Origin of the sequence: Rhodococcus sp. DT1, from assembly GCF_049844875.1 — a bacterium.
Classification (GTDB): Bacteria; Actinomycetota; Actinomycetes; order Mycobacteriales; family Mycobacteriaceae; genus Rhodococcus.
The window spans coordinates 675,361-693,748 of the sequence record NZ_JBNCLW010000001.1 but is presented as its reverse complement, the minus strand read 5'-3'; the positions used below and the strand labels follow the sequence as shown (position 1 = coordinate 693,748).

At 67.4% G+C, this 18,388-nt stretch carries 23 protein-coding genes and 2 tRNA genes; 16 read left to right on the top strand and 9 right to left on the bottom strand.

Annotated features, from left to right (window positions below; all coding sequences use genetic code 11):
• Positions 1-70 precede the first annotated feature (70 nt).
• Genes ACLQ3J_RS03275 through ACLQ3J_RS03265 form a run of 3 tightly spaced genes read left to right on the top strand, consistent with a single transcriptional unit; the run spans position 71 to position 2,443 of the window.
• Positions 71-1,075 carry a hypothetical protein gene (locus ACLQ3J_RS03275; RefSeq protein WP_422424813.1) on the top strand — a complete coding sequence of 335 codons (1,005 nt, stop codon included), beginning with the start codon at positions 71-73 and terminating at the stop codon, positions 1,073-1,075.
• Between the two features lie 2 nt (positions 1,076-1,077).
• On the top strand, positions 1,078-1,332 hold the full coding sequence (locus ACLQ3J_RS03270; RefSeq protein ID WP_169622208.1) for a DUF5703 family protein: 255 nt from the start codon (positions 1,078-1,080) through the stop codon (positions 1,330-1,332).
• A gap of 40 nt (positions 1,333-1,372) precedes the next feature.
• Positions 1,373-2,443 carry a quinone-dependent dihydroorotate dehydrogenase gene (locus tag ACLQ3J_RS03265; RefSeq protein ID WP_169622207.1) on the top strand — a complete coding sequence of 357 codons (1,071 nt, stop codon included), beginning with the start codon at positions 1,373-1,375 and terminating at the stop codon, positions 2,441-2,443.
• Between the two features lie 73 nt (positions 2,444-2,516).
• Here ACLQ3J_RS03265 and ACLQ3J_RS03260 read toward each other — a convergent pair whose 3' ends face one another.
• Both ACLQ3J_RS03260 and ACLQ3J_RS03255 read right to left on the bottom strand, forming a co-directional pair.
• Complete coding sequence (locus ACLQ3J_RS03260) at positions 2,517-3,059, bottom strand: YbhB/YbcL family Raf kinase inhibitor-like protein (RefSeq protein WP_296550139.1); 543 nt, start codon at positions 3,057-3,059, stop codon at positions 2,517-2,519.
• Between the two features lie 32 nt (positions 3,060-3,091).
• Positions 3,092-4,444, bottom strand: coding sequence for a M20/M25/M40 family metallo-hydrolase (locus ACLQ3J_RS03255; RefSeq protein WP_169622205.1), 1,353 nt, complete (start codon positions 4,442-4,444; stop codon positions 3,092-3,094).
• Positions 4,445-4,562: 118 nt separating this feature from the next.
• Between ACLQ3J_RS03255 and ACLQ3J_RS03250 the strand changes: the two genes are divergently transcribed.
• The 3 genes from ACLQ3J_RS03250 (at position 4,563) to ACLQ3J_RS03240 (ending at position 5,826) form a co-directional block, all read left to right on the top strand.
• A tRNA-Leu gene (locus ACLQ3J_RS03250) sits at positions 4,563-4,648 on the top strand.
• A gap of 212 nt (positions 4,649-4,860) precedes the next feature.
• A tRNA-Leu gene (locus ACLQ3J_RS03245) sits at positions 4,861-4,946 on the top strand.
• Between the two features lie 466 nt (positions 4,947-5,412).
• Positions 5,413-5,826, top strand: coding sequence for a LapA family protein (locus tag ACLQ3J_RS03240; protein ID WP_425902131.1), 414 nt, complete (start codon positions 5,413-5,415; stop codon positions 5,824-5,826).
• Between the two features lie 29 nt (positions 5,827-5,855).
• Here ACLQ3J_RS03240 and ACLQ3J_RS03235 read toward each other — a convergent pair whose 3' ends face one another.
• Positions 5,856-6,800: a helix-turn-helix transcriptional regulator gene (locus tag ACLQ3J_RS03235; protein WP_425902130.1), complete on the bottom strand. Its 945-nt coding sequence runs from the start codon at positions 6,798-6,800 to the stop codon at positions 5,856-5,858.
• 94 nt (positions 6,801-6,894) lie between these two features.
• On the opposite strand from ACLQ3J_RS03235, the gene ACLQ3J_RS03230 reads away from it, so the two are divergent.
• Both ACLQ3J_RS03230 and ACLQ3J_RS03225 read left to right on the top strand, forming a co-directional pair.
• On the top strand, positions 6,895-7,314 hold the full coding sequence (locus tag ACLQ3J_RS03230; protein WP_425902128.1) for a VOC family protein: 420 nt from the start codon (positions 6,895-6,897) through the stop codon (positions 7,312-7,314).
• Position 7,315: 1 nt separating this feature from the next.
• Positions 7,316-7,723 carry a YdeI/OmpD-associated family protein gene (locus ACLQ3J_RS03225; RefSeq protein ID WP_169621961.1) on the top strand — a complete coding sequence of 136 codons (408 nt, stop codon included), beginning with the start codon at positions 7,316-7,318 and terminating at the stop codon, positions 7,721-7,723.
• 81 nt (positions 7,724-7,804) lie between these two features.
• Here the strand turns inward: ACLQ3J_RS03225 and ACLQ3J_RS03220 are convergent, their stop codons facing one another.
• The gene (locus ACLQ3J_RS03220) at positions 7,805-8,047 is read right to left on the bottom strand and encodes a PLDc N-terminal domain-containing protein (RefSeq protein ID WP_169621960.1); all 243 of its coding nucleotides are present in this window, start codon (positions 8,045-8,047) and stop codon (positions 7,805-7,807) included.
• 86 nt (positions 8,048-8,133) lie between these two features.
• On the opposite strand from ACLQ3J_RS03220, the gene ACLQ3J_RS03215 reads away from it, so the two are divergent.
• From ACLQ3J_RS03215 to ACLQ3J_RS03205, 3 genes are all read left to right on the top strand, one after another.
• Entirely contained in the window at positions 8,134-9,606 is a 1,473-nt protein-coding gene (locus ACLQ3J_RS03215) for an SDR family NAD(P)-dependent oxidoreductase (protein WP_425902126.1), read from the top strand.
• Between the two features lie 144 nt (positions 9,607-9,750).
• On the top strand, positions 9,751-10,134 hold the full coding sequence (locus ACLQ3J_RS03210) for a universal stress protein (RefSeq protein WP_296550145.1): 384 nt from the start codon (positions 9,751-9,753) through the stop codon (positions 10,132-10,134).
• A gap of 126 nt (positions 10,135-10,260) precedes the next feature.
• Complete coding sequence (locus ACLQ3J_RS03205; protein WP_425902124.1) at positions 10,261-11,496, top strand: saccharopine dehydrogenase family protein; 1,236 nt, start codon at positions 10,261-10,263, stop codon at positions 11,494-11,496.
• Between the two features lie 6 nt (positions 11,497-11,502).
• On the opposite strand, the gene ACLQ3J_RS03200 is transcribed toward ACLQ3J_RS03205, so the two are convergent.
• Entirely contained in the window at positions 11,503-12,339 is an 837-nt protein-coding gene (locus ACLQ3J_RS03200) for a mycofactocin-coupled SDR family oxidoreductase (protein WP_169621956.1), read from the bottom strand.
• Positions 12,340-12,430: 91 nt separating this feature from the next.
• Complete coding sequence (locus tag ACLQ3J_RS03195) at positions 12,431-12,607, bottom strand: hypothetical protein (protein ID WP_296550149.1); 177 nt, start codon at positions 12,605-12,607, stop codon at positions 12,431-12,433.
• 140 nt (positions 12,608-12,747) lie between these two features.
• On the opposite strand from ACLQ3J_RS03195, the gene ACLQ3J_RS03190 reads away from it, so the two are divergent.
• Positions 12,748-13,707, top strand: a complete 960-nt coding sequence (locus ACLQ3J_RS03190) for a sulfite exporter TauE/SafE family protein (protein WP_425902122.1) — start codon at positions 12,748-12,750, stop codon at positions 13,705-13,707.
• A 76-nt stretch (positions 13,708-13,783) separates the two neighbouring features.
• Positions 13,784-14,371 carry a hypothetical protein gene (locus ACLQ3J_RS03185; protein ID WP_296550152.1) on the top strand — a complete coding sequence of 196 codons (588 nt, stop codon included), beginning with the start codon at positions 13,784-13,786 and terminating at the stop codon, positions 14,369-14,371.
• 33 nt (positions 14,372-14,404) lie between these two features.
• On the opposite strand, the gene ACLQ3J_RS03180 is transcribed toward ACLQ3J_RS03185, so the two are convergent.
• Positions 14,405-15,100 carry an ArsR/SmtB family transcription factor gene (locus ACLQ3J_RS03180; protein ID WP_425902120.1) on the bottom strand — a complete coding sequence of 232 codons (696 nt, stop codon included), beginning with the start codon at positions 15,098-15,100 and terminating at the stop codon, positions 14,405-14,407.
• Between the two features lie 64 nt (positions 15,101-15,164).
• Here ACLQ3J_RS03180 and ACLQ3J_RS03175 point away from each other — a divergent pair, with 64 nt between their 5' ends.
• The 3 genes from ACLQ3J_RS03175 to ACLQ3J_RS03165 all read left to right on the top strand — a co-directional run bounded on the left by ACLQ3J_RS03175 (position 15,165) and on the right by ACLQ3J_RS03165 (position 16,642).
• A complete protein-coding gene (locus ACLQ3J_RS03175) occupies positions 15,165-15,623 on the top strand; it encodes an OsmC family protein (protein ID WP_425902119.1) in 459 nt (152 codons plus the stop codon).
• Complete coding sequence (locus ACLQ3J_RS03170) at positions 15,620-16,036, top strand: hypothetical protein (RefSeq protein ID WP_425902117.1); 417 nt, start codon at positions 15,620-15,622, stop codon at positions 16,034-16,036. The genes ACLQ3J_RS03175 and ACLQ3J_RS03170 overlap by 4 nt, the downstream gene beginning before the upstream one ends.
• Positions 16,037-16,222: 186 nt before the next feature.
• Positions 16,223-16,642, top strand: coding sequence for an Hsp20/alpha crystallin family protein (locus tag ACLQ3J_RS03165; RefSeq protein ID WP_169621950.1), 420 nt, complete (start codon positions 16,223-16,225; stop codon positions 16,640-16,642).
• Here ACLQ3J_RS03165 and ACLQ3J_RS03160 read toward each other — a convergent pair.
• Together ACLQ3J_RS03160 and meaB are read right to left on the bottom strand one after the other, a co-directional pair.
• Positions 16,626-17,321 (bottom strand): lysoplasmalogenase, encoded by a 696-nt coding sequence (locus ACLQ3J_RS03160; RefSeq protein WP_425902115.1) that lies wholly within the window; start codon positions 17,319-17,321, stop codon positions 16,626-16,628. The two genes, ACLQ3J_RS03165 and ACLQ3J_RS03160, sit on opposite strands and share 17 nt — an antisense overlap.
• The gene (gene meaB / locus ACLQ3J_RS03155) at positions 17,318-18,382 is read right to left on the bottom strand and encodes a methylmalonyl Co-A mutase-associated GTPase MeaB (RefSeq protein WP_425902113.1); all 1,065 of its coding nucleotides are present in this window, start codon (positions 18,380-18,382) and stop codon (positions 17,318-17,320) included. Before meaB ends, ACLQ3J_RS03160 begins: the two co-directional genes overlap by 4 nt.
• Between the last annotated feature and the right edge of the window lie 6 nt (positions 18,383-18,388).

Here is an 18,388-nt window from a genome sequence, read left to right as displayed (position 1 = left end):
CACTGGAAGCTACGCGCCGCCGCGGAACGGGTCGGCGCGTGAAGCGACGCGACGACGAGGAGCGAGAACGATGGGCAGACCGGGTATCCGTGGGACCGCGCTGGTGTGGGGAGTCGCGGTGGCGGTACTCGCCGGCTGCTCGTCGGAGAACGCGTCCGACACTCTCCAGACCATCGAACCCGCCACCCCCGCGTCCGCCCCCAGCGTGGCACCCGAGGCCGCCGGCAACGTTCGCCCGTTCGACTACCGGGTCGATGCCCTGACCGTCCAGCCCGACACCGGCACGCTGGTCGCCCTCGCCGACGACGGAACCCGTCTGCTTCTCCTCGACGACGGCGCCGCCGAACCCCGCGTCGTGGACCTTCCGGCCGAGGCGGCCACCGTGGTCGCCGGACGTGACGGCACCGTGCTCGCACCCGGGTCCGGCGTCGTGGCGCAGGTCGACACCACCGACGGTGCGGTCACCGAAGTTTCCGTCGACGCGGACGCTCTCTCGGCTGCGGTCCTGACCGACGGGCGGTGGGCGGTGGGCACGGCCGACGGCCGGGTCCTGGTCGTCGCGCCGGGCACCGGCGAGGTCGAAGAGACCATCTCGGGACTCGCCTCGACCGACCTGATCGCCGTCAGCGGCGACTCGGTCGCCGCTCTCGACCGCAGGCAGACCTCGCTCACCTCGGTCGATATCGAGGACGCGCATCTGGGTGCGGCATTGCGGGCCGGACGCGGCGCGACCCAGCTGGCCACCGATCCGTACGGGCGCGTGCTCGTCACCGATACGACCGGCGAGGAACTGCTCGTCTACACCATCGACTCGCTCATCCTGCGGCAGCGCTACCCCGTCGGCCCCGCTCCGTACGCTGTTACCTACGACGAACAGCGTGATCTGGTATGGGTGACGTTGACCGGAAGCAACGAGGTGGTGGGCTACGATCTGTCGACCGGGACCGCGGAGGAACGCCATCGTTTCGCGACCGTGCGACAGCCGAATTCGGTTGCCGTCGACCCGGCTGATGGGACGCTGGTGATCGCCTCGGCGACCGGCGACGGACTGCAGAGGATCCCGATCGAAGGGTAGAGATGGCAAACGAGCGATTCAGCCGGTTCACCCGACTCCCCGTCGACTGGGACACCAGTAACGACGAATACGAATACGCACCGCTGCGGCTCCCGCGCGACGTGTCGCGGGTGAGTGCGTCGCTTCGCCTGGCGATCTCCGCCGAGTTCCACGGCTGGGAGTTGACGCGCCTGCGGCTCTATCCCGACGGCAGTCGCCGGGTGTTGCTGCGTCGCCGCAAGACCGGCCAACCTGTTCCCCACCCCACTGTCCGCTGATCCGAACCCCGGCCGCCGCCGGGCCCGCAGGGAGTTGTCCGTGTACCGCTTGCTTCTTCGGCTGATGTTCCTTCTCCCCCCGGAACGTGCGCACCACCTCGCGTTCTTCGCGATGCGTCTGGTGACGCGGTTCGCGCCCACCCGGGCACTCGTCTCGAAGGTTCTCGTCACCGACGACCCGATCCTGCGCAACACCGTCGCAGGGGTGGACTTCCCGGCGCCGCTCGGGCTCGCTGCCGGTTTCGACAAGGACGCCACGGGTGTGGACGTATGGGGTCCGCTGGGCTTCGGATTCGCTGAAATCGGCACTGTCACCGCGCAGGCACAACCCGGCAATCCGGTGCCCCGGCTCTTCCGGCTCCCCGCGGATCGTGCGCTGGTCAACCGAATGGGCTTCAACAACCACGGCGCAGGTGAGGCCGCCAACCGGCTCCGGCAGCGCCGCCGCACCGTCCCGATCGGCGCAAACATCGGCAAGACGAAGGTCGTGCCCGCAGAGGACGCGACCGCCGACTACACCGAGAGCGCGCGCCTGCTCGGGCCACTCGCCGACTTCCTCGTCGTCAACGTCTCGTCCCCGAACACTCCCGGACTTCGCGACCTGCAGGCCGTCGCGTCCCTGCGCCCACTGCTCGCTGCCGTCCTCGAGACCGTGACGGTGCCGGTGTTCGTGAAGATCGCGCCGGACCTGTCGGACGACGACATCGACGCCGTCGCCGATCTCGCGCTCGAACTGGGACTTGCCGGCATCGTCGCCACCAATACCACCATCCGCCGCGACGGTCTCCGCACCGACCGGGCGCGCATCGACGAGATCGGCGCCGGCGGTCTGTCGGGCCCCCCGGTGGCGGCTCGCTCGCTCGAGGTTCTGCAACGGCTCCACCATCGCGTCGGTGACCGTCTCGTGATCGTGTCCGTCGGCGGCATCGAAACCGCGGAGCAGGCGTGGGAACGCATCCTCGCGGGAGCCTCACTGGTGCAGGGCTACACCGGGTTCATCTACGGCGGCGGCCTGTGGGCACGCCGCATCAACAAAGGCATCGCGCGCAAACTGCGTGCCCACGGCTACCGGTCGATCGCCGATGCCGTCGGCGCCGGAGCCCGGGTGTAGCCCCCGGCGGAACCGTCACGGCGGGTGACATCGCAGCACATCACGTGCCTCGACGTCACCCGCCGTTGTAGATCTAGGCGACCTCGTAGGTCCCGGTGAGAAGTCCGCGCGCGATGGCGTGGCCGAAGACGTTGAAGCCGAGGAACGCCGGGCTCGAATCGGCCGTGACACCATCGAGAACGTCGACGTCGAGTGCGTGCACCGCGACGATGTAGCGGTGGTAGCCGTGACCGGCCGGGGGCGCAGCGCCGATGAATCCGTGCGCGCCGCCGTCGTGACGGAGCGTCACGGCGGACTCGGGCAAGCCCGGCGCTCCGGGAGTCCCGGCGCCCGTGGGCAACTCGGTGACAGTGGCCGGAATGTTCGCGACGGCCCAATGCCAGAATCCCGAACCGGTGGGTGCATCCGGGTCGAGCACCGTGACGACGAAACTCTTGGTCTCCGCCGGAAACCCGGACCAGGACAGCTGCGGCGAGACGTCGCCGCCGCCGGGGATCCCGAACGCTCCGCTCGCCTGAGGAAGTTTCCATTCCTCACCCTCGGCGAAGTCTTCGCTGGTGACCTCGAACGTCGGCAACGCGGGCAGGAACTTGTACGGGTCGTAATCGAAGGCCATACCGGTCCTTTCGTGATCGGGATACAACTGGGTCAGGCGTGCATGAGGAAGTGTTCCATGACGCGGGTGCCGAAGTGCAGTGCGTCGACGGGGACACGCTCGTCCACCCCGTGGAACAGAGCAGCGAAGTCCAGGTCGGGCGGCAACTGCAGAGGCGCGAAGCCGAAGCACCGGATACCCAGTCGCGCGAACGCCTTCGCGTCGGTCCCGGCGGAGAGCATGTACGGCACGGTGCGCCCGATGGGGTCGTGCGCGAGGATCGCAGCGTTCATCGCGTCCACGAGATCGCCGTCGAAGGTGGTTTCGTACGACTCGAGGCTCGTGATCCATTCACGCGTGACATTCGGCCCGATCAATTCGTCCACGGTGCGTTCGAATTCGGCGAGGCGACCGGGAAGAATTCGGCAGTCGACCATCGCATGCGCGGTCCGGGGGATCACGTTGGCCTTGTAACCCGCGTCCAGCATGGTCGGGTTCGCCGTGTCGCGCAGGGTCGCGCCGACGATCCGGGCGATCGACCCGAGCTTCGCGAGGGTGCCGTCGAGGTCCGGGGACGACGGATCGAGGTCGAGTCCGGTCTCCTCCCCCACCACAGCCAGGAACTCCGCGACCGAATCGTTGACGACGAGCGGGAACGTGTGGGATCCCAGTCGGGCGACGGCTTGCGAGAGGACGGTGACGGCGTTGTCCTCGTGGAGGAACGAACCGTGGCCCGCGACACCGGTTGCGGTCAGCCGCAGCCAGCCCATTCCCTTCTCTGCCGTCTCGACCATGTAGAGGCGGCGTTCGCTGCCGTCGGGGCGCGGGACGGTGAGCGAGAAGCCGCCCACTTCCCCGACGGCCTCGGTGACGCCGTCGAACAGGTCGGGCCGGTGTTCGACGAGCCACTGCGACCCGTACTTGCCGCCGGCCTCCTCGTCGGCGAGGAAGGCGAACACGAGATCGCGGGGAGGAACGATGTTCTCGGCTTTGAAGTACCGCGCGACCGCGATCATCATGCCGACCATGTCTTTCATGTCGACCGCGCCGCGCCCCCAGACGTAGCCGTTCTCCACGGCACCGGAGAACGGGTGCACGCTCCAGTCGGCGGGTTCGGCCGGCACGACGTCGAGGTGCCCGTGCAGCAGCAGCGCACCGCGGGCAGGGTCGGCGCCCGCGAGACGAGCGAAGACGTTGCCGCGACCCGGCGCACCGGACTCGACGTAGACGGTCTCGTACCCCACCTCTTCGAGCAGCGAGGCCACCCATTCGGCACACTCGCGCTCGCCGCGGGTGGTCGCGGGATCGCCGGTGTTGGACGTGTCGAAACGGATCAACCGGGAGACGAGGTCGACGACCTCCGACTCTGCCCGGGAAGGACGGTGAGCACTCGGATGTGTGGCCATGCATGCATGTCTACCATTGCCCCGGTCCTGGATCAGTGCAGGTGAGGGTGCCGATTTGGGGCGGGCGCCTCGGTGGGATAGTCTTTCACAGCACCCGCCGGAGCGGGCGCAAGCATGAGTCCGAGTGGCGGAATGGCAGACGCGCTAGCTTGAGGTGCTAGTGTCCTATTAACGGACGTGGGGGTTCAAGTCCCCCCTCGGACACTCTGCGTTGAGACAGACGATGAAGGCCCCGAACCGCAAGGTTCGGGGCCTTTGTCGTGGGGCCGGCAGCTCCCGGTTCGTGGCTCCCGATCGGCCCCGACGGCCGTTCCTCCGCGATGTCGAGGCGTTTTGGGAATCGGCCCCGGCATGCGCTACTGTTTCTTCAGCGCCCGCGGGAGCGGGTGCTACCGGCATGTCCCTCGTGGACGTCGGTCCGAGTGGCGGAATGGCAGACGCGCTAGCTTGAGGTGCTAGTGTCCTATTAACGGACGTGGGGGTTCAAGTCCCCCCTCGGACACTCCCGGCAGTTCCACGAACTGCAACCACACGAGGTCACGAACTCGAAAGAGATTGTGGCCTCGTTTTTCGTACGTCCGCACCCGAATGCCTCGCACGAATCCGACCGCATGTCGTCGCCTTCATCGTCCTTCACTCCTCTGACTGCGCAGCGATCGTCCGGCTCGGTACCCCCACGCACAGCTGACAGCCGGACACGCTCCCAGTCTGGGCGTGAGCACCGTTCGGCGAGCTCGGGAGCGCATCCGTTTCCGGCCGGATCGCCGAGCGCCGGCGAGACCGCCGGAATCCCGGCCCGCTCCGTGAGGGGGTTTTGGGGTTTGGATTCTGCATTTCCAGGGTTTCCGTATGGTGCGGTATTTCATTTCTCGCTCTGCCGGTTGCCGAGTTCGGTCGGAAGTCGACGTCAAGGGCACATGCCCGCCCGGAATCGGAGTAATCGGAGCGGTGCAGGGGTACCCGACGGCATGTCAACCAGCTCTCGAGGCCCAGGCGAGTCGAATCCCGACTACTCCCCCTCCCCGCAGCGCAGCGGCGCCTCTATCCCTTCGTCGGGCACAACGCCGGACCCCGACTCCCCTGGTGATCTGCACCCCGACCTCGAACGGCGTAAAGGCATCAGGCACACCCGGACCGGTGCTCTCTGGAGTGCACTGCTGGCCGGCATCCTGATCTTGCTGTTGCTGTTGGTGTTCATCCTGCAGAACCTCGACAGCATCACGCTCGAACTGTTCGGGTGGGACTTCTCGCTGCCGCTGGGTGTGGCACTACTGTTCGCCGCGATCGCCGGAGCGGTGATCGTCGGACTCACCGGGGGCCTGCGGATCCTGCAGCTTCGGCACGCAGCCAACCGGCAGCGCACACTCACCACCGGACAGTAGGACGGAGACGAGTACGGCGGCCGAGAACATCAGCCGCCGTACCGCTGCGTGAGTTCGGCCCCGATCCGCGCGAGCTCACGCTGCACGGTGTCAGGAGCGAGCACCTCGACCGCCCCACCCCAACCGGCCAGATTGCGAGCGATGTCACGCGGGCTGGGTGCAGCGATCCGGACCCGGCTGCGCCCGTCGTCGCACTCGGCGTCGACGTGGCAGTGGCGACCGAAGTGGTCACGCAGGATCGGGACGTAGCGGGTCTCGATGAGGACGGTCGCCCAAGTCCCGGAACGCTTCTGCTCGACCTCGCCTACCACCTCGTTCCACGCCCGGTCGAGCGCGAAGTCGTCGGGACGTTCTGCGATCTCCTCGGTTGCTTCGACCTCGGCGATCCGATCGACGCGAAAGGTGCGCTGCCCACGCTCGGTGCCCGCGATCAGGTACCAGGTCTCGTCCTTGTCGACGAGGCCCCACGGAGCGACCGAGCGCACCGAGCGGTCCCCCAGCGCGTTGGTGTAGGTGAGTCGCACCTTCCGGCGACGCACCACGGCATTCTGCAAGACGTCGACGGTGTGCGGCCGCGGCCGGTCGAGCCGGCTCCACCCCGTGCGGTCACTCATCACGGCACCGGCAGCCGCTTCCGCGTCGGCCCGAAAGGTCTGAGGAAGGGCGCGGACGAGCTTGCGCAGAGCGGTCCTGGCCTCCCCCGAGATCGCGGCCGACGGACCGACCAGCAGAAACAGCGCCTGCGTCTCTGTGGCCGACAAGCCACTCAGGTCCGTGCGGGCGCCGCCGACCAGTGCCCAGCCACCACCACGCCCGGGTTGCGGGTAGACCGGAATCCCGGCGATCGACAGCGCTTCGAGGTCACGTCGGGCCGTCGCCACCGACACCTCGAGTTCGTCGGCGAGCTGCCCGGCGGTCACCCGCCCCCGCTGCTGGAGAAACAGCAGGGCCGCGACGAGCCGGTCTGCGCGCATGGCCCCAACTATCCCCGTAAAAGTGCTCAGTTGATGAGCACTTCGAGGAGAAGAGTGGATCTCACCGGAAAGAAACGAGAAAGGAACTGCTGCCATGCTGCGAGGACTGACCACCACCAATTTCGTCGTCGACGACCTCGACTCTGCCGTGAGCTGGTACAGCGAACTGCTGGGCATCGAGCCCTACTTCGTCCGTGAAGCAGAGGGGACGACGGCGTACGCAGAATTCCGCATCGGCGACTTCCAGCACGAACTCGGATTCGTCGATCGGCGGTTCACCCCTCCGGGCCGGGGCAGCGCGGAACTCGGTTCGGCGCTGACCTACTGGGCCGTCGACGACGTCGAGGCGGCATACGAACGCTTGCTGTCGATGGGGGCCACGCCGCATGAGGGAGTGACCGAGCGCGGACCGGGGTTCGTCACCGCGTCGGTCGTCGATCCGTTCGGCAACGCGCTCGGCGTGATGTACAACCAGCACTATCTCGACGTCGTCGAGTCGACGAAGGGCTCCTGACATGGATGTCGTGGCGAGCAACGCCGAGGAATGGCGCGCATGGCTGGACACCCACGGCCGGTCCGAGACCGAAGTGTGGTTGATCATCGCGCACAAAGGCAGCGGAAGGCCGAGCCTGCGATATCACGAGGCGGTCGAGCACGCACTCTGCTACGGATGGATCGACGGTCTGCACCGCAAACACGACGCACACAGCTCGCGGCTCCGGTTCAGCCCCCGGCGGCCGAGGAGCACGTGGAGTGCGCTGAACCGGGAACGCGCCGAGCGGATGGTCGCGCAGGGTCTGATGACCGAGGCAGGGCAATCAGCGATCGACCTCGCCAAAAAGCGGGGCACCTGGCAGCCGACGCCCGGCACAGCGCCCGTCGATCGGCGCGAAGGGGCGCAGGTCCGGGACCGTCGCCGCTGAGTCGGATCATCGGACGAGTGAGGCCCCGAACCATGTCGGTTCGGGGCCTCACTCCGTGCTGTCGGCGTCCGCGACAACCGTTCAGGGTCGGCGTCCCTTGCGGAAGTAGCGGATCGGTCCGAAGAAGTTCACCGCGATCACCAGCGCCCACTTGAGTTTGCTGCCGTTGACCTTCTCCGCCGGACGTGTCGCGAGGTCCGCCCAGGCCGTCGCCGCCAAGGACAACTGCACCGACGCGAGTGTCAGAACCAGTGCCTGCTTCCACGGAGGCATCTCGGCAAACCTGGTCTTCTTCGACGTCCGTGTCGTCACGGTCCGGCTCATCGTTCCTCCTGGTGTGGCATAGCGATATCGGGCGCGACAACCACGCCCGATATCATTATTGGTACAGCACCACACGGAAAAGGCAGATGAACCCCCAAAGCGACACCCTGACTTCGACCAGCGAGACCTTCGGTACCGATCGCATCGATCCCGTCGACCTCGAAATCTGCCTGAGAGTTCTCGACCAGGCCGCCGAACTCCACGCCGAGCATCCGGACGCCGTGACCGTGCAGCGCGCGGTCGGGCACATGTTCAAGAAGTTCAAGCAGATGCGGCGTAAGGAAACCCGTGGGCGCAAGGCCGCGGCGGACCGCGAGGTGATCTCGGCGACGGCCACCGGGTCTCCCCAGCGGATCGACGACGAAACCGCCGGGGTCCCGATCACGTCCTCGACGAGCGGTGCGAGTGCGGGGACGCTGCTGCGTCCGCGCCCCTGCTACATCTGCAAGGACCGCTACACACAGGTGGATGCCTTCTACCACCAGCTCTGCCCGTCGTGCGCGGCCGAGAACCACGCCAAACGCGACGCCCGCACCGACCTGACGGGTCGCCGCGCGCTGCTCACGGGCGGTCGCGCCAAAATCGGTATGTACATCGCGTTGCGACTGCTCCGCGACGGCGCCCACACCACCGTGACCACCCGGTTCCCCAACGACGCGATCCGCCGTTTCTCCGCGATGGAGGACAGCGGCGACTGGCTGCACCGATTGCGTGTGGTCGGAATCGACCTCCGCGATCCCGCCCAGGTCGTCGCACTTGCCGAGGACGTGGCCGCGCAAGGCCCTCTCGACATCCTCATCAACAACGCGGCCCAGACCGTGCGCCGCTCCCCCGGTGCCTACTCGGCGCTCGCCGACGCCGAATCGGGCCCCTTGCCGGCGGGACCGCTTCCCGAGGTGCTCACCTTCGGGAAGCCCTCCGACGCGCATCCGGCGGCGCTGACCGGTGCACTGCCCGCGGAGTTGTCCGGTGACGCGCTGACCTCACTCGCGCTCGTGGCCGGGTCGGCGACACCCGAAAGGGTCGCCGCCGGCATTGCGGTCGACGCGGGTGGCCTGCTTCCCGATCTTGTGCACACCAACAGCTGGGTGCAGACCGTCGGGGAAGTGGAGCCGCTCGAGCTTCTCGAGGTTCAGCTGTGCAACTCGGTGGCACCGTTCATCCTGGTCAACCGGTTGCGGCCGGCCATGGCGGCCTCCCCCGCCCGCCGTAAGTACGTCGTGAACGTCTCCGCGATGGAGGGCCAGTTCGCCGGCCGCCGGTACAAGGGCGCCGGACATCCGCACACCAACATGGCCAAGGCCGCGCTGAACATGCTCACTCGCACCAGTGCCGAGGAGATGCTCGAGGACGGCATTCTCATGACGGCAGTCGACACCGGCTGGATCACCGACGAGCGTCCCCACCACACCAAGATGCGACTGGCGGAGGAAGGGTTCCACGCTCCTCTCGATCTGGTCGACGGTGCGGCCCGCGTCTACGACCCGATCGTGCAAGGCGAGGCCGGTACGGATCTGTACGGCTGTTTCCTCAAGGACTACCGTCCCGCCCCGTGGTGATGCTCCGGGTGCCGGCCCGCGTCTGAGACCGGGCCGACACGAACACGGTTTGGAGGCCCGTTGCACACCGTCAGGTGACGCGAACGGACCTCGGCACGGAGATAATGGACAAGGTCGTCGCCGTTCCACCGCCCGAGGAGAGTTATGTCTGTCGCTGTGGTCCATACCGATAGCCCGGAGGGTCGTGCCGCACTCGTCGCCGCAGCGCGTGAAGCGGCCGATCGGGACGAGCGGCTTGTCGTCCTTCACGTTCTCGACGACGACGGTGCTGTCGCCCGGGCACAGGAGGAGAAGGTGCGCGCCGCCGTCCGCGAGGTCCTCGGGAACGACGACTGGGATCTGTGCACCGAGGTGCACGACGGTGATCGGGTCGGCGCCGTGATCGATCTCGTGGCCCGCACCGGAGCAGAACGAGTCGTGGCGGGAAGCCGCGGCAAGAACGCGGTCGGCAAGTTCCTCCTCGAACGCCCGCTACAGCGGTTGCTGATCGAGGTCGGGGTTCCGGTCCTGGTCGTCAAGGCAGCGTGAGCCGGATTCGGGAGTGCCGGTAGTTCACCCGACGCCCTGAGGCGTCACGCTCGCGGTCGGTTCTGCGACGTCCCACGGATGTGACGCGCTTCGCACCCGGACTTACCCGGCAGTAGGGTGAGTCACATGACTGCCTCACGTGACCTCGACATCGTCGTCTACGGCGCCACCGGATTCGTCGGGCGGCTGACCGCTGCCTATCTCGCCGCGCACCTGCCTACCGGCGTCGCCGTCGGACTGGCCGGCCGGTCCGCCGATCGACTCGAGAAAGTGCGTGCGGAGTTGGGCACCGACTGGCCGCTGATCGAAGCCGACTCCGACGACCCGGTCTCCCTGGCGTCACTGGCACGCGCGACGCGCGTGGTCATCAGCACCGTCGGCCCGTACGCCAAATACGGTCTGCCACTGGTCGAAGCGTGTGCCGAAGCCGGAACCGACTACGTCGATCTCACCGGCGAAGTGCTGTTCCACCGGGAGAGCATCGATCGATTCGACGACGTCGCCCGGCGCACGGGTGCACGCATCGTCCACTCGTGCGGTTTCGATTCCATCCCCTCCGATCTGGGCGTCCACGCGCTGTTCCGGGCGGCGGAGGCGGACGATGCCGGTGCCCTCACCGACACGACGTTCGTACTGACGTCGCTGCGCGGCGGGGTCAGCGGGGGCACGATCGACTCGCTGCGACTGCAACTCGACGCCGTGCGCAAGGATTCTGCCGCCCGCAAGATCGCGGCCCGGCCGTACTCCCTGTCCCCCGACCCCGCACAGGAACCCGACCTCGGGCGCCAGAACGACTTCGCGATGGTCGACGGCAAGTCGATCGCCCCGGAACTGTCGGGCTGGAAGGCGCCGTTCGTCATGGCGTCCTACAACACGCGGGTCGTGCGCCGCAGCAACGCGCTCACCGGGTGGGCGTACGGGAAGAAGTTTGCGTACCGGGAGGTCATGAGCGTCGGCTCGTCCGCGTTCTCTCCGGTCCTCGCCGGCCTGGTCGCGGCGGGGAGCGGAGCACTTGCGGCAGGATTGGCGTTTCCGCCCACCCGTTTCCTGCTCGACAAGGTGCTGCCCGCTCCGGGTGAAGGCCCGTCCGAGAAGACCCGGGAATCGGGCCATTTCACCGTCGACCTCTACACGACAACAGAATCCGGCGCACGCTACACCGCACGGTTCGCAGCGCAGGGCGACCCCGGCTACAAGGCGACCGCTGTCATGCTGGCGGAGTCTGCGCTCTCGCTCGCCTCGGGTGGGTCCGCCCTGCATGCGGGCGGCGGAGTCCTCACGCCTGCGGTCGCATTCGGCGACGTACTGACCGAGCGCCTGCGCGACGCCGGTTTCGAAATCTCCGCACGCCGCCTCCCCTGACCGAGGTCAGCCGCTGGTCCTGGCGGCGTTGCCGGCGTCGACGGGGATCACGACGCCACTGAGGTGAACGCTGTCCTCGGCCGCCAGGAACAGCACTGCCCGCGTGACTTCGAAGGGATCGAGCCACGCGACGGGTTGCACGTGGAGGGAGCGGAAGACCGGTTCGACGTCGTCGGCTGTCGGGGATTCCAGATCCGGACGCATGTGGCCGTAGAGCGTCTCGTTGTGGATCATGGGGGTGCTGATGTTGCCGGGTGCGACAGCGTTGACCGTGATGCCGTGCCTTGCGAGATCGAGTGCGGCACTCTTGGTCAGGCCGATCACGCCCCACTTCGAGGCGGAATAGGCGGCAGTGTTGGTGCCGCCCTGACGGCCCAGCATCGAGGAGACGGTCACGATCCGGCCGTAGCCGCGTTCGATCATTCCCGGCGCGACCGCTCCGATGGTGTTGAACACTCCGGTGAGATTGCTGCCGAGGACTTCGTCCCACTGTGCGGTCGTGGTGTGCTGAACCGATCCCATGAGCGTCACCCCCGCGTTGGCGACCGCGATATCGATCCGGCCGAACGCGGAGATACCCGCCTCGACAGCGGCGTTCATCGCGTCCCGATCCCCCACATCGCCGTGCACGACCACGGACCGTGTCCCGGCCTTCTCGACCATGCGAGCGGTCTCCGCAAGATCGTCGGCAGTGGCCATCGGGTAGCTGAGAACGTCACGGTCCTCGCAACGATCGAGGAGAACGACGTCGGCTCCACGCTCGGCGAAGGCCACCGCGTGCGCACGGCCCTGTCCTCGTGCGGCGCCGGTGATGAATGCAACTCTGCCTTCGAATCCGTTCACGCGATTCCTCCAAGTCGTTCCGGTGTGCCCGTAGATCCGCCAGTAAGCCACGGGGCCCCGAACCGTCTCCCGCCGGTCTCACACATCGGGATTACCGGGCGGTGCCGAAACGGCTTTCCCAGATTTTCCGGTGGACGCTGTTGCTGTCGGCGGAACGGGTTATGCTCGACCGGTCGCCGCGAGCAGTGGTGACATCGACGACATCCGAGGACGGTAGCGTGCACGCGACGAGCATCGAGGCGGCTCCGGCCACCATGCTTGCGCTCATGCCGTTCTGGCCTACGCGTCGTGGCGCGTGTTTCGACTGTCTGTGTTGCACCGAGGTCTGTTGCTGAGCGGTTCGACCGCTCCTTTCGGTTCTCACCACCGAGCACAGCTCGGTTACTTTCGGACTTCGGAGCTCTGCTCATGTTCAATTTGCTCGTATTCACCCTTGTCGGCGTCGGTGCGCAGCTCGTCGACGGCGCCCTGGGCATGGCGTTCGGCGTCACCGCGACCACCCTGCTGATCTTCAGCGGTGTCGGTGCCGCTCATGCGAGCGCGGCGGTGCACCTCGCAGAAGTCGGGACCACGCTGGTCTCCGGCGCGTCGCACTGGCGGTTCCGCAACATCGACTGGAAGGTCGTGCTGCGACTCGGTGTTCCCGGGGCGATCGGCGCGTTCCTCGGTGCGACGGTGTTGTCGAGTCTGTCGACCGAGGCAGCGGCACCCGTGACTGCCGCCATCCTGCTGGCGATCGGCGTGTACGTCGCTCTGCGATTCTCGGTGCGGCCACCGGCGGTCGCGCACGCCCGGACCTCGCCGCACACGGCGAAGTTCCTCTCCCCTCTCGGCTTCTTCGGCGGCTTCGTCGACGCGAGCGGCGGTGGGGGCTGGGGTCCGATCACGACCAGCACATTGCTGTCGCGCGGCAAAACCGCCCCCCGCACCGTGATCGGCTCGGTGAGCGCGTCCGAGTTCCTCGTGGCCGTCTCGGCGAGCATCGGTTTCCTCGTCGGCCTCGGGCACGAGTCCCTCGGCAATCTGCTGGTGGTCGCCGGTCTGGCTCTCGGCGGCGCCCTGGCGGCTCCGTTCGCCGCATGGCTGGTGAGCCGGGTACCGGCCACGTTGCTGGGTACTGCCGTCGGTGGGGTCATCGTCCTCACCAACGCCTACAAGCTGCTCGGCGTCGCCGACGCCGGACCGATCGCGTCGGCCTCGGTGACGTGCGCGATCGTGGGCGCCTGGATCGCGTTGCTGGCAGTGTCGTGGAAGCGTTCGCGCCTGACTCCGGCCGAGTCCTCCGGGGCGTTGGAGCGCCTCGGTGTGCCCACGCCTGTCCCCCTGCGCGAAACTGTGATCGACGGCGCGGGGAATCCGCGCCAATAACTGGTTCGGCCGAGCAATGTCCGCTCCCCTCGCCATACCCCACCACCGGACCCGCCTGATCGCTACTATCCCCGGCGTGACACAAAACCGAATACACATTGTTGCCGCTCTCCTTGCGGGCGGACTGGTACTCGCGGCGTGTTCGGCGGGCTCCCCCGCGGAGGCCGAAACCGGTGGTCCTCGCGATCTCGCCGCCTCCGACTCCCCGGAGAGCAGCGGACCGGACTACGTGGCCGCGGTACGCGCCCGTTTCGTGGATTGCGAGGCGATCGGTGCGACGGTCACTCCCTATGTCGCCGGCCTCGTGTCCACACCGTCGGACAGGTTCGACCCGTCCCGGGTGTACTGCACGTGGGGAAACCCGGGTGCGTCCGATGCCGGCGGCTCACGCGGCGTCGAGATCCTCATCGAACCGGGCAACGGTGTCGTCGCGACCGCTTCAGCCGCGACCACCGGACTCGAGATGATTCCCGACGAGCAGATCGAATCCTTGGGCGGCCTCGCCTACAGCATGTCCGTCTCGACCGCGGGGACCGCCTTCTCGGCGACGAAAGTCGAACTGCCCCAGGTATCGGTGTCGATCACCGTCGGGGGCAGCGGCGCGCAGCCGACACCGAGTGGACCTGCCGCTGTCGAGATCACGAAGAAACTGCTCGGGTTGTAACGCCGAGCGACCGCGGCACCGTCCACGACCCGATCAGACTGACGCGAGGGTGTCGCCGTCGACACCCCAGTGCTTCTCGAGCGCGTCCCGTCCCGCGGCACTGACCGCGAGACCACGACCGCGGCGAGCGGGCAGGACCCAACCGGCTGCGAGGGCGTGACTCGCGAGGACGGCGCCGAGTCGTCCTGCGAGATGTGGCCGCCGCTCCGTCCAGTCGGGACACGCCCGGCAGAGCGGTCGGCGGGACGACGCGCCTGCCGCGAGGTCGAGGCCGATGTCGCCGAGCCGGTTGAGCCCGAGATCGGTCGCCTGCAGCCCTCTTTCCTCGCACAACCACCCGGCCCGGACCATTGCGTCGGTCAACGCGACGCCGAGACGCCCGGCGAGATGGTCGTAGCACAGCCGTGCCTGCGCAAGGTCTTCGGCCTGACGAGATTGCCGGTACGACACCACCGGAGCAGAGGGGCACAGATGGCCGAGCTGTTCGAGCGCAGCGGCGATGGTGGGACCGGCGATGCGGTAGAAGCGTTGCCGGCCGCGTACCGTGCCCACGATGAGGCCGGCGTCGCAGAGAATCGCCAAATGCCCACTCGCAGTGGATGGGCTGACCCTCGCAGCCGCAGCCAATTCCGATGCCGGCCGACTCGATCCGTCCATGAGCGCATTGAGCACGACCGACCGCGCGGGGGCCGACAGCGCGTGCCCGATCACCGAGAAGTCTTTACTCACAACACAACTGTAGAACGGGGAAAGTTCGGCGCACGCCGAAACTTTGCAGGGATACGGTGCCGACATGACTCGACACCACTACAGCGCGCATATCGAATGGCAGGGCACGACAGGAGCAGGGTACGGCGGGTATTCACGCACTCACACCGCCACCGCTCCACCGGCAGCCCAGCAACTTTCCCTCAGTGCTGATCCGGCGTTCCGCGGGGACGCGGACCTGCTGGACCCCGAGCAGCTCCTGGTCACCGCCGCCTCGTCCTGCCAACTGCTCTCGTTTCTCGCGGTTGCTGCTCAGGCCGGTCTCGACGTGCTCTCCTACGAGGATGCCGCCACTGCGGTGCTCGACACCGGTAGCGCCCCTCCGCAGATAGCCGAAATCCGGCTCGCACCGATGATTCGCGTCGCTCCGGGAACCGATCACGAGAAGGTCCGCGCCGCTGCCGCCACCGCGCACCGCGGGTGCTACATCGCGAACACGCTGAAGTGTCCCGTTCAGGTCGAGGTGACGGTGATCGACGCATGAGCGCCCTCCGCGATATCGAAGTAGCACTCCCCGACGAGCCCGGTGCCCTCGCACATTTCGGTGAGCTTCTGGGCCGGGCCGGAGTGAGTCTCGAAGGCGGTGGAGTCTTCACCTTCCGAGGTACAGCGATCGCCCATTTCCTCGTCGGCGACGCCGAGACCGCGAGCCGCGTGCTCGGCACGGCAGGCATGGGGCCGGTGACGATCCGGCCCGTGGTGATGCTCGCGCTCGATCAGGAGGTGCCCGGTCAGCTGGGTGCCTTCACGCGCTGCCTTGCGGACGAAGCGATCAATATTCTCGTCCAGTACAGCGACCACGACCACCACCTCATCATCGTCACCGACCCAGCGCGACACGAGGACGCCCAATACGTCGCCGCAGCGTGGACGGCCGGGTCGCAGCGAAGCGGGTGACTGCGCGATCGGCACGCCCCTGCGCACCGATCGCCCGATACCCGCCACGAGGCCACACACGGTGCACTACCTTGAAGCCAGAGCGCGACCGAATTCGATTGCCCGACAAGGACAATCGGTGCATTCGCGTGGATTGTCCGCACTCGGCCGGACACGAAACCGGCATTTCACCTCGAGGGAGATCTCATGTCCACTGTTCCCGCACGCCGCGCCTGGAACCCGTTTCCGGAACTGTCCGACTTCTTCGATTCGATCGGCGGGTTCCGCCCGACTCTCGGCAACAACATCATTCGCGTCGAGGACGAACTGGCAGACGGCCGCTACATCGTGCGCGCCGAAATGCCCGGTCTCGATCCCGACAAGGACATCAACGTGCAGGTGAACGACGGGCGGCTCGAGATCTCGGCCGAGCGCACCGACAAGAAATCGGACAACGGCCACTCCGAGTTCACCTACGGTTCCTACCGGCGCAGCGTCACCCTCCCGCGCGGAGCCAAGGAGGACGACATCGACGCCTCGTACGCCCAAGGGATTCTGACCGTGTCCGTCGGTATCGGCGACACCGACTCGTCCGCGAAGAAGATCGAGGTCAAGAAAGCGGACTGACGCGGACGTCAGCCTCTGCTTCCGCGTTCCTGGTGAGGACACCGCGTGCGATGAGAGCTTGCGCGCAGATATAGGTGATCATGATCCAGAAACCGGTGGCGGGCAGGGAGAACCCGTCGACGAAGGCGTTCAGCGCGATCAGCGAATCCGAGACCACGAAGACGACCGCGCCCCACGCGACGGTCCGGGACACGCCCGTCGCGAGAACCGCCATCGTGGCGATGCACACTCCGTAGATCGTCACCGCGACGACGAGAGCCCCGGCGCCCGGCGCACACACCGCGATCAGAATCACCACTGCCGCGGCGTACGGCGCGAGAAGCCACCGGTTCGTGCGGATCACGCTGCGGTGGCGGTAGGGCAGGAACGCGGCGATATACGTGATCTGGGCACACAGGAAGAACCCGATCAGCACGAGGAATGCTGTGTCGCCGTCGAACAGGTCCGGGGCTGCGTCGCCGAGCCACGAAAACACCAGCGCGAGAAGCGTCAGTGTCACCAGCCGATCCCGGGGACGCGCGGTCCGGGCGGCCACTCCGAGCGCGAGCAGCGGCATGAGCAGCCACTGAGTGGACTCGGTCACGAAGGAATCAGGGTCCACCAGCTGGGCGACGAGGTGCGCCACTGCGACGGCCGCGAAGGCGACGAATGCGGCGGTAGCGGCCGCAGTGCGGTTCACCGCTCGCCGCCGTCACCCGTGGACACCGCGCTGCCGACGTTCGTAGCCGTAGCGCCGGCAGACTCTTGTTCGCCCACACCGTCGAACGCGTCGAGAATTCGTTGCGCCGCCAGAGCCGCGGTGAGCGATCCGTCTTGCACCGCCGCCTCGACGTCGCCCCGGATCGCCTTGACCCGCGGTGCGGATTCGAGACGCCGCAGCAGCTGGTCGTGCACCATCGTCCAGGTCCAGTCGATCTGCTGACGACGCCGGTTCTCTTCGAATCGGCCCGCCTCGGTAAGCACGCGACGGTGCTCGAGGACGGTGTCCCAGAACGTGTCCAGGCCGCTGCCTTCGAGCCCGCTCATCGTGATGACCGGAGGTTTCCACAGCGCGTCGTGCGGGTGCACGAGCCGCATGGCCCCGGCGAGTTCCCGGGCGGCGACGCGGGCGTCGCGCTCGAACTTGCCGTCAGCCTTGTTGACGGCAACGAGATCGGCCAGTTCGAGCACGCCCTTCTTGATGCCCTGCAACTGGTCGCCGGTGCGCGCGAGTGTCAGGAAGGTGAAGCAGTCCACCATGTTCGCGACCGTCACCTCGGACTGCCCGACACCGACGGTTTCGACGAGAATCACGTCGAATCCGGCCGCCTCGAGCAGCACCATGGTTTCGCGGGTGGCCTTCGCGACACCGCCGAGTGTTCCGGCGGTCGGCGACGGCCGGATGAAGGCATCGCGTTCCACCGACAATCTGGCCATGCGGGTCTTGTCACCGAGAATCGATCCGCCGGTGCGGGTCGACGACGGGTCGACCGCCAGGACCGCCACGCGGTGCCCCTTGCCCAGCAGGTACATGCCGAGGTTGTCGATGAACGTCGATTTGCCGACACCGGGAACGCCGGTGATGCCGACCCGGATCGCCCCGCCCGCCTCCGGGAGCAGGCGCAACAGCAACTGCTGCGCCTGCTCCCGATGGTCGTTGCGGGTGGACTCGACCAGGGTGATCGCCTTCGCCACGGCGGCTCGCTGTCCCGCGAGCACCGCGTCGGCGAGAGCGTCGGTATCGACCGGAGGTCTGCCCATGTCCGG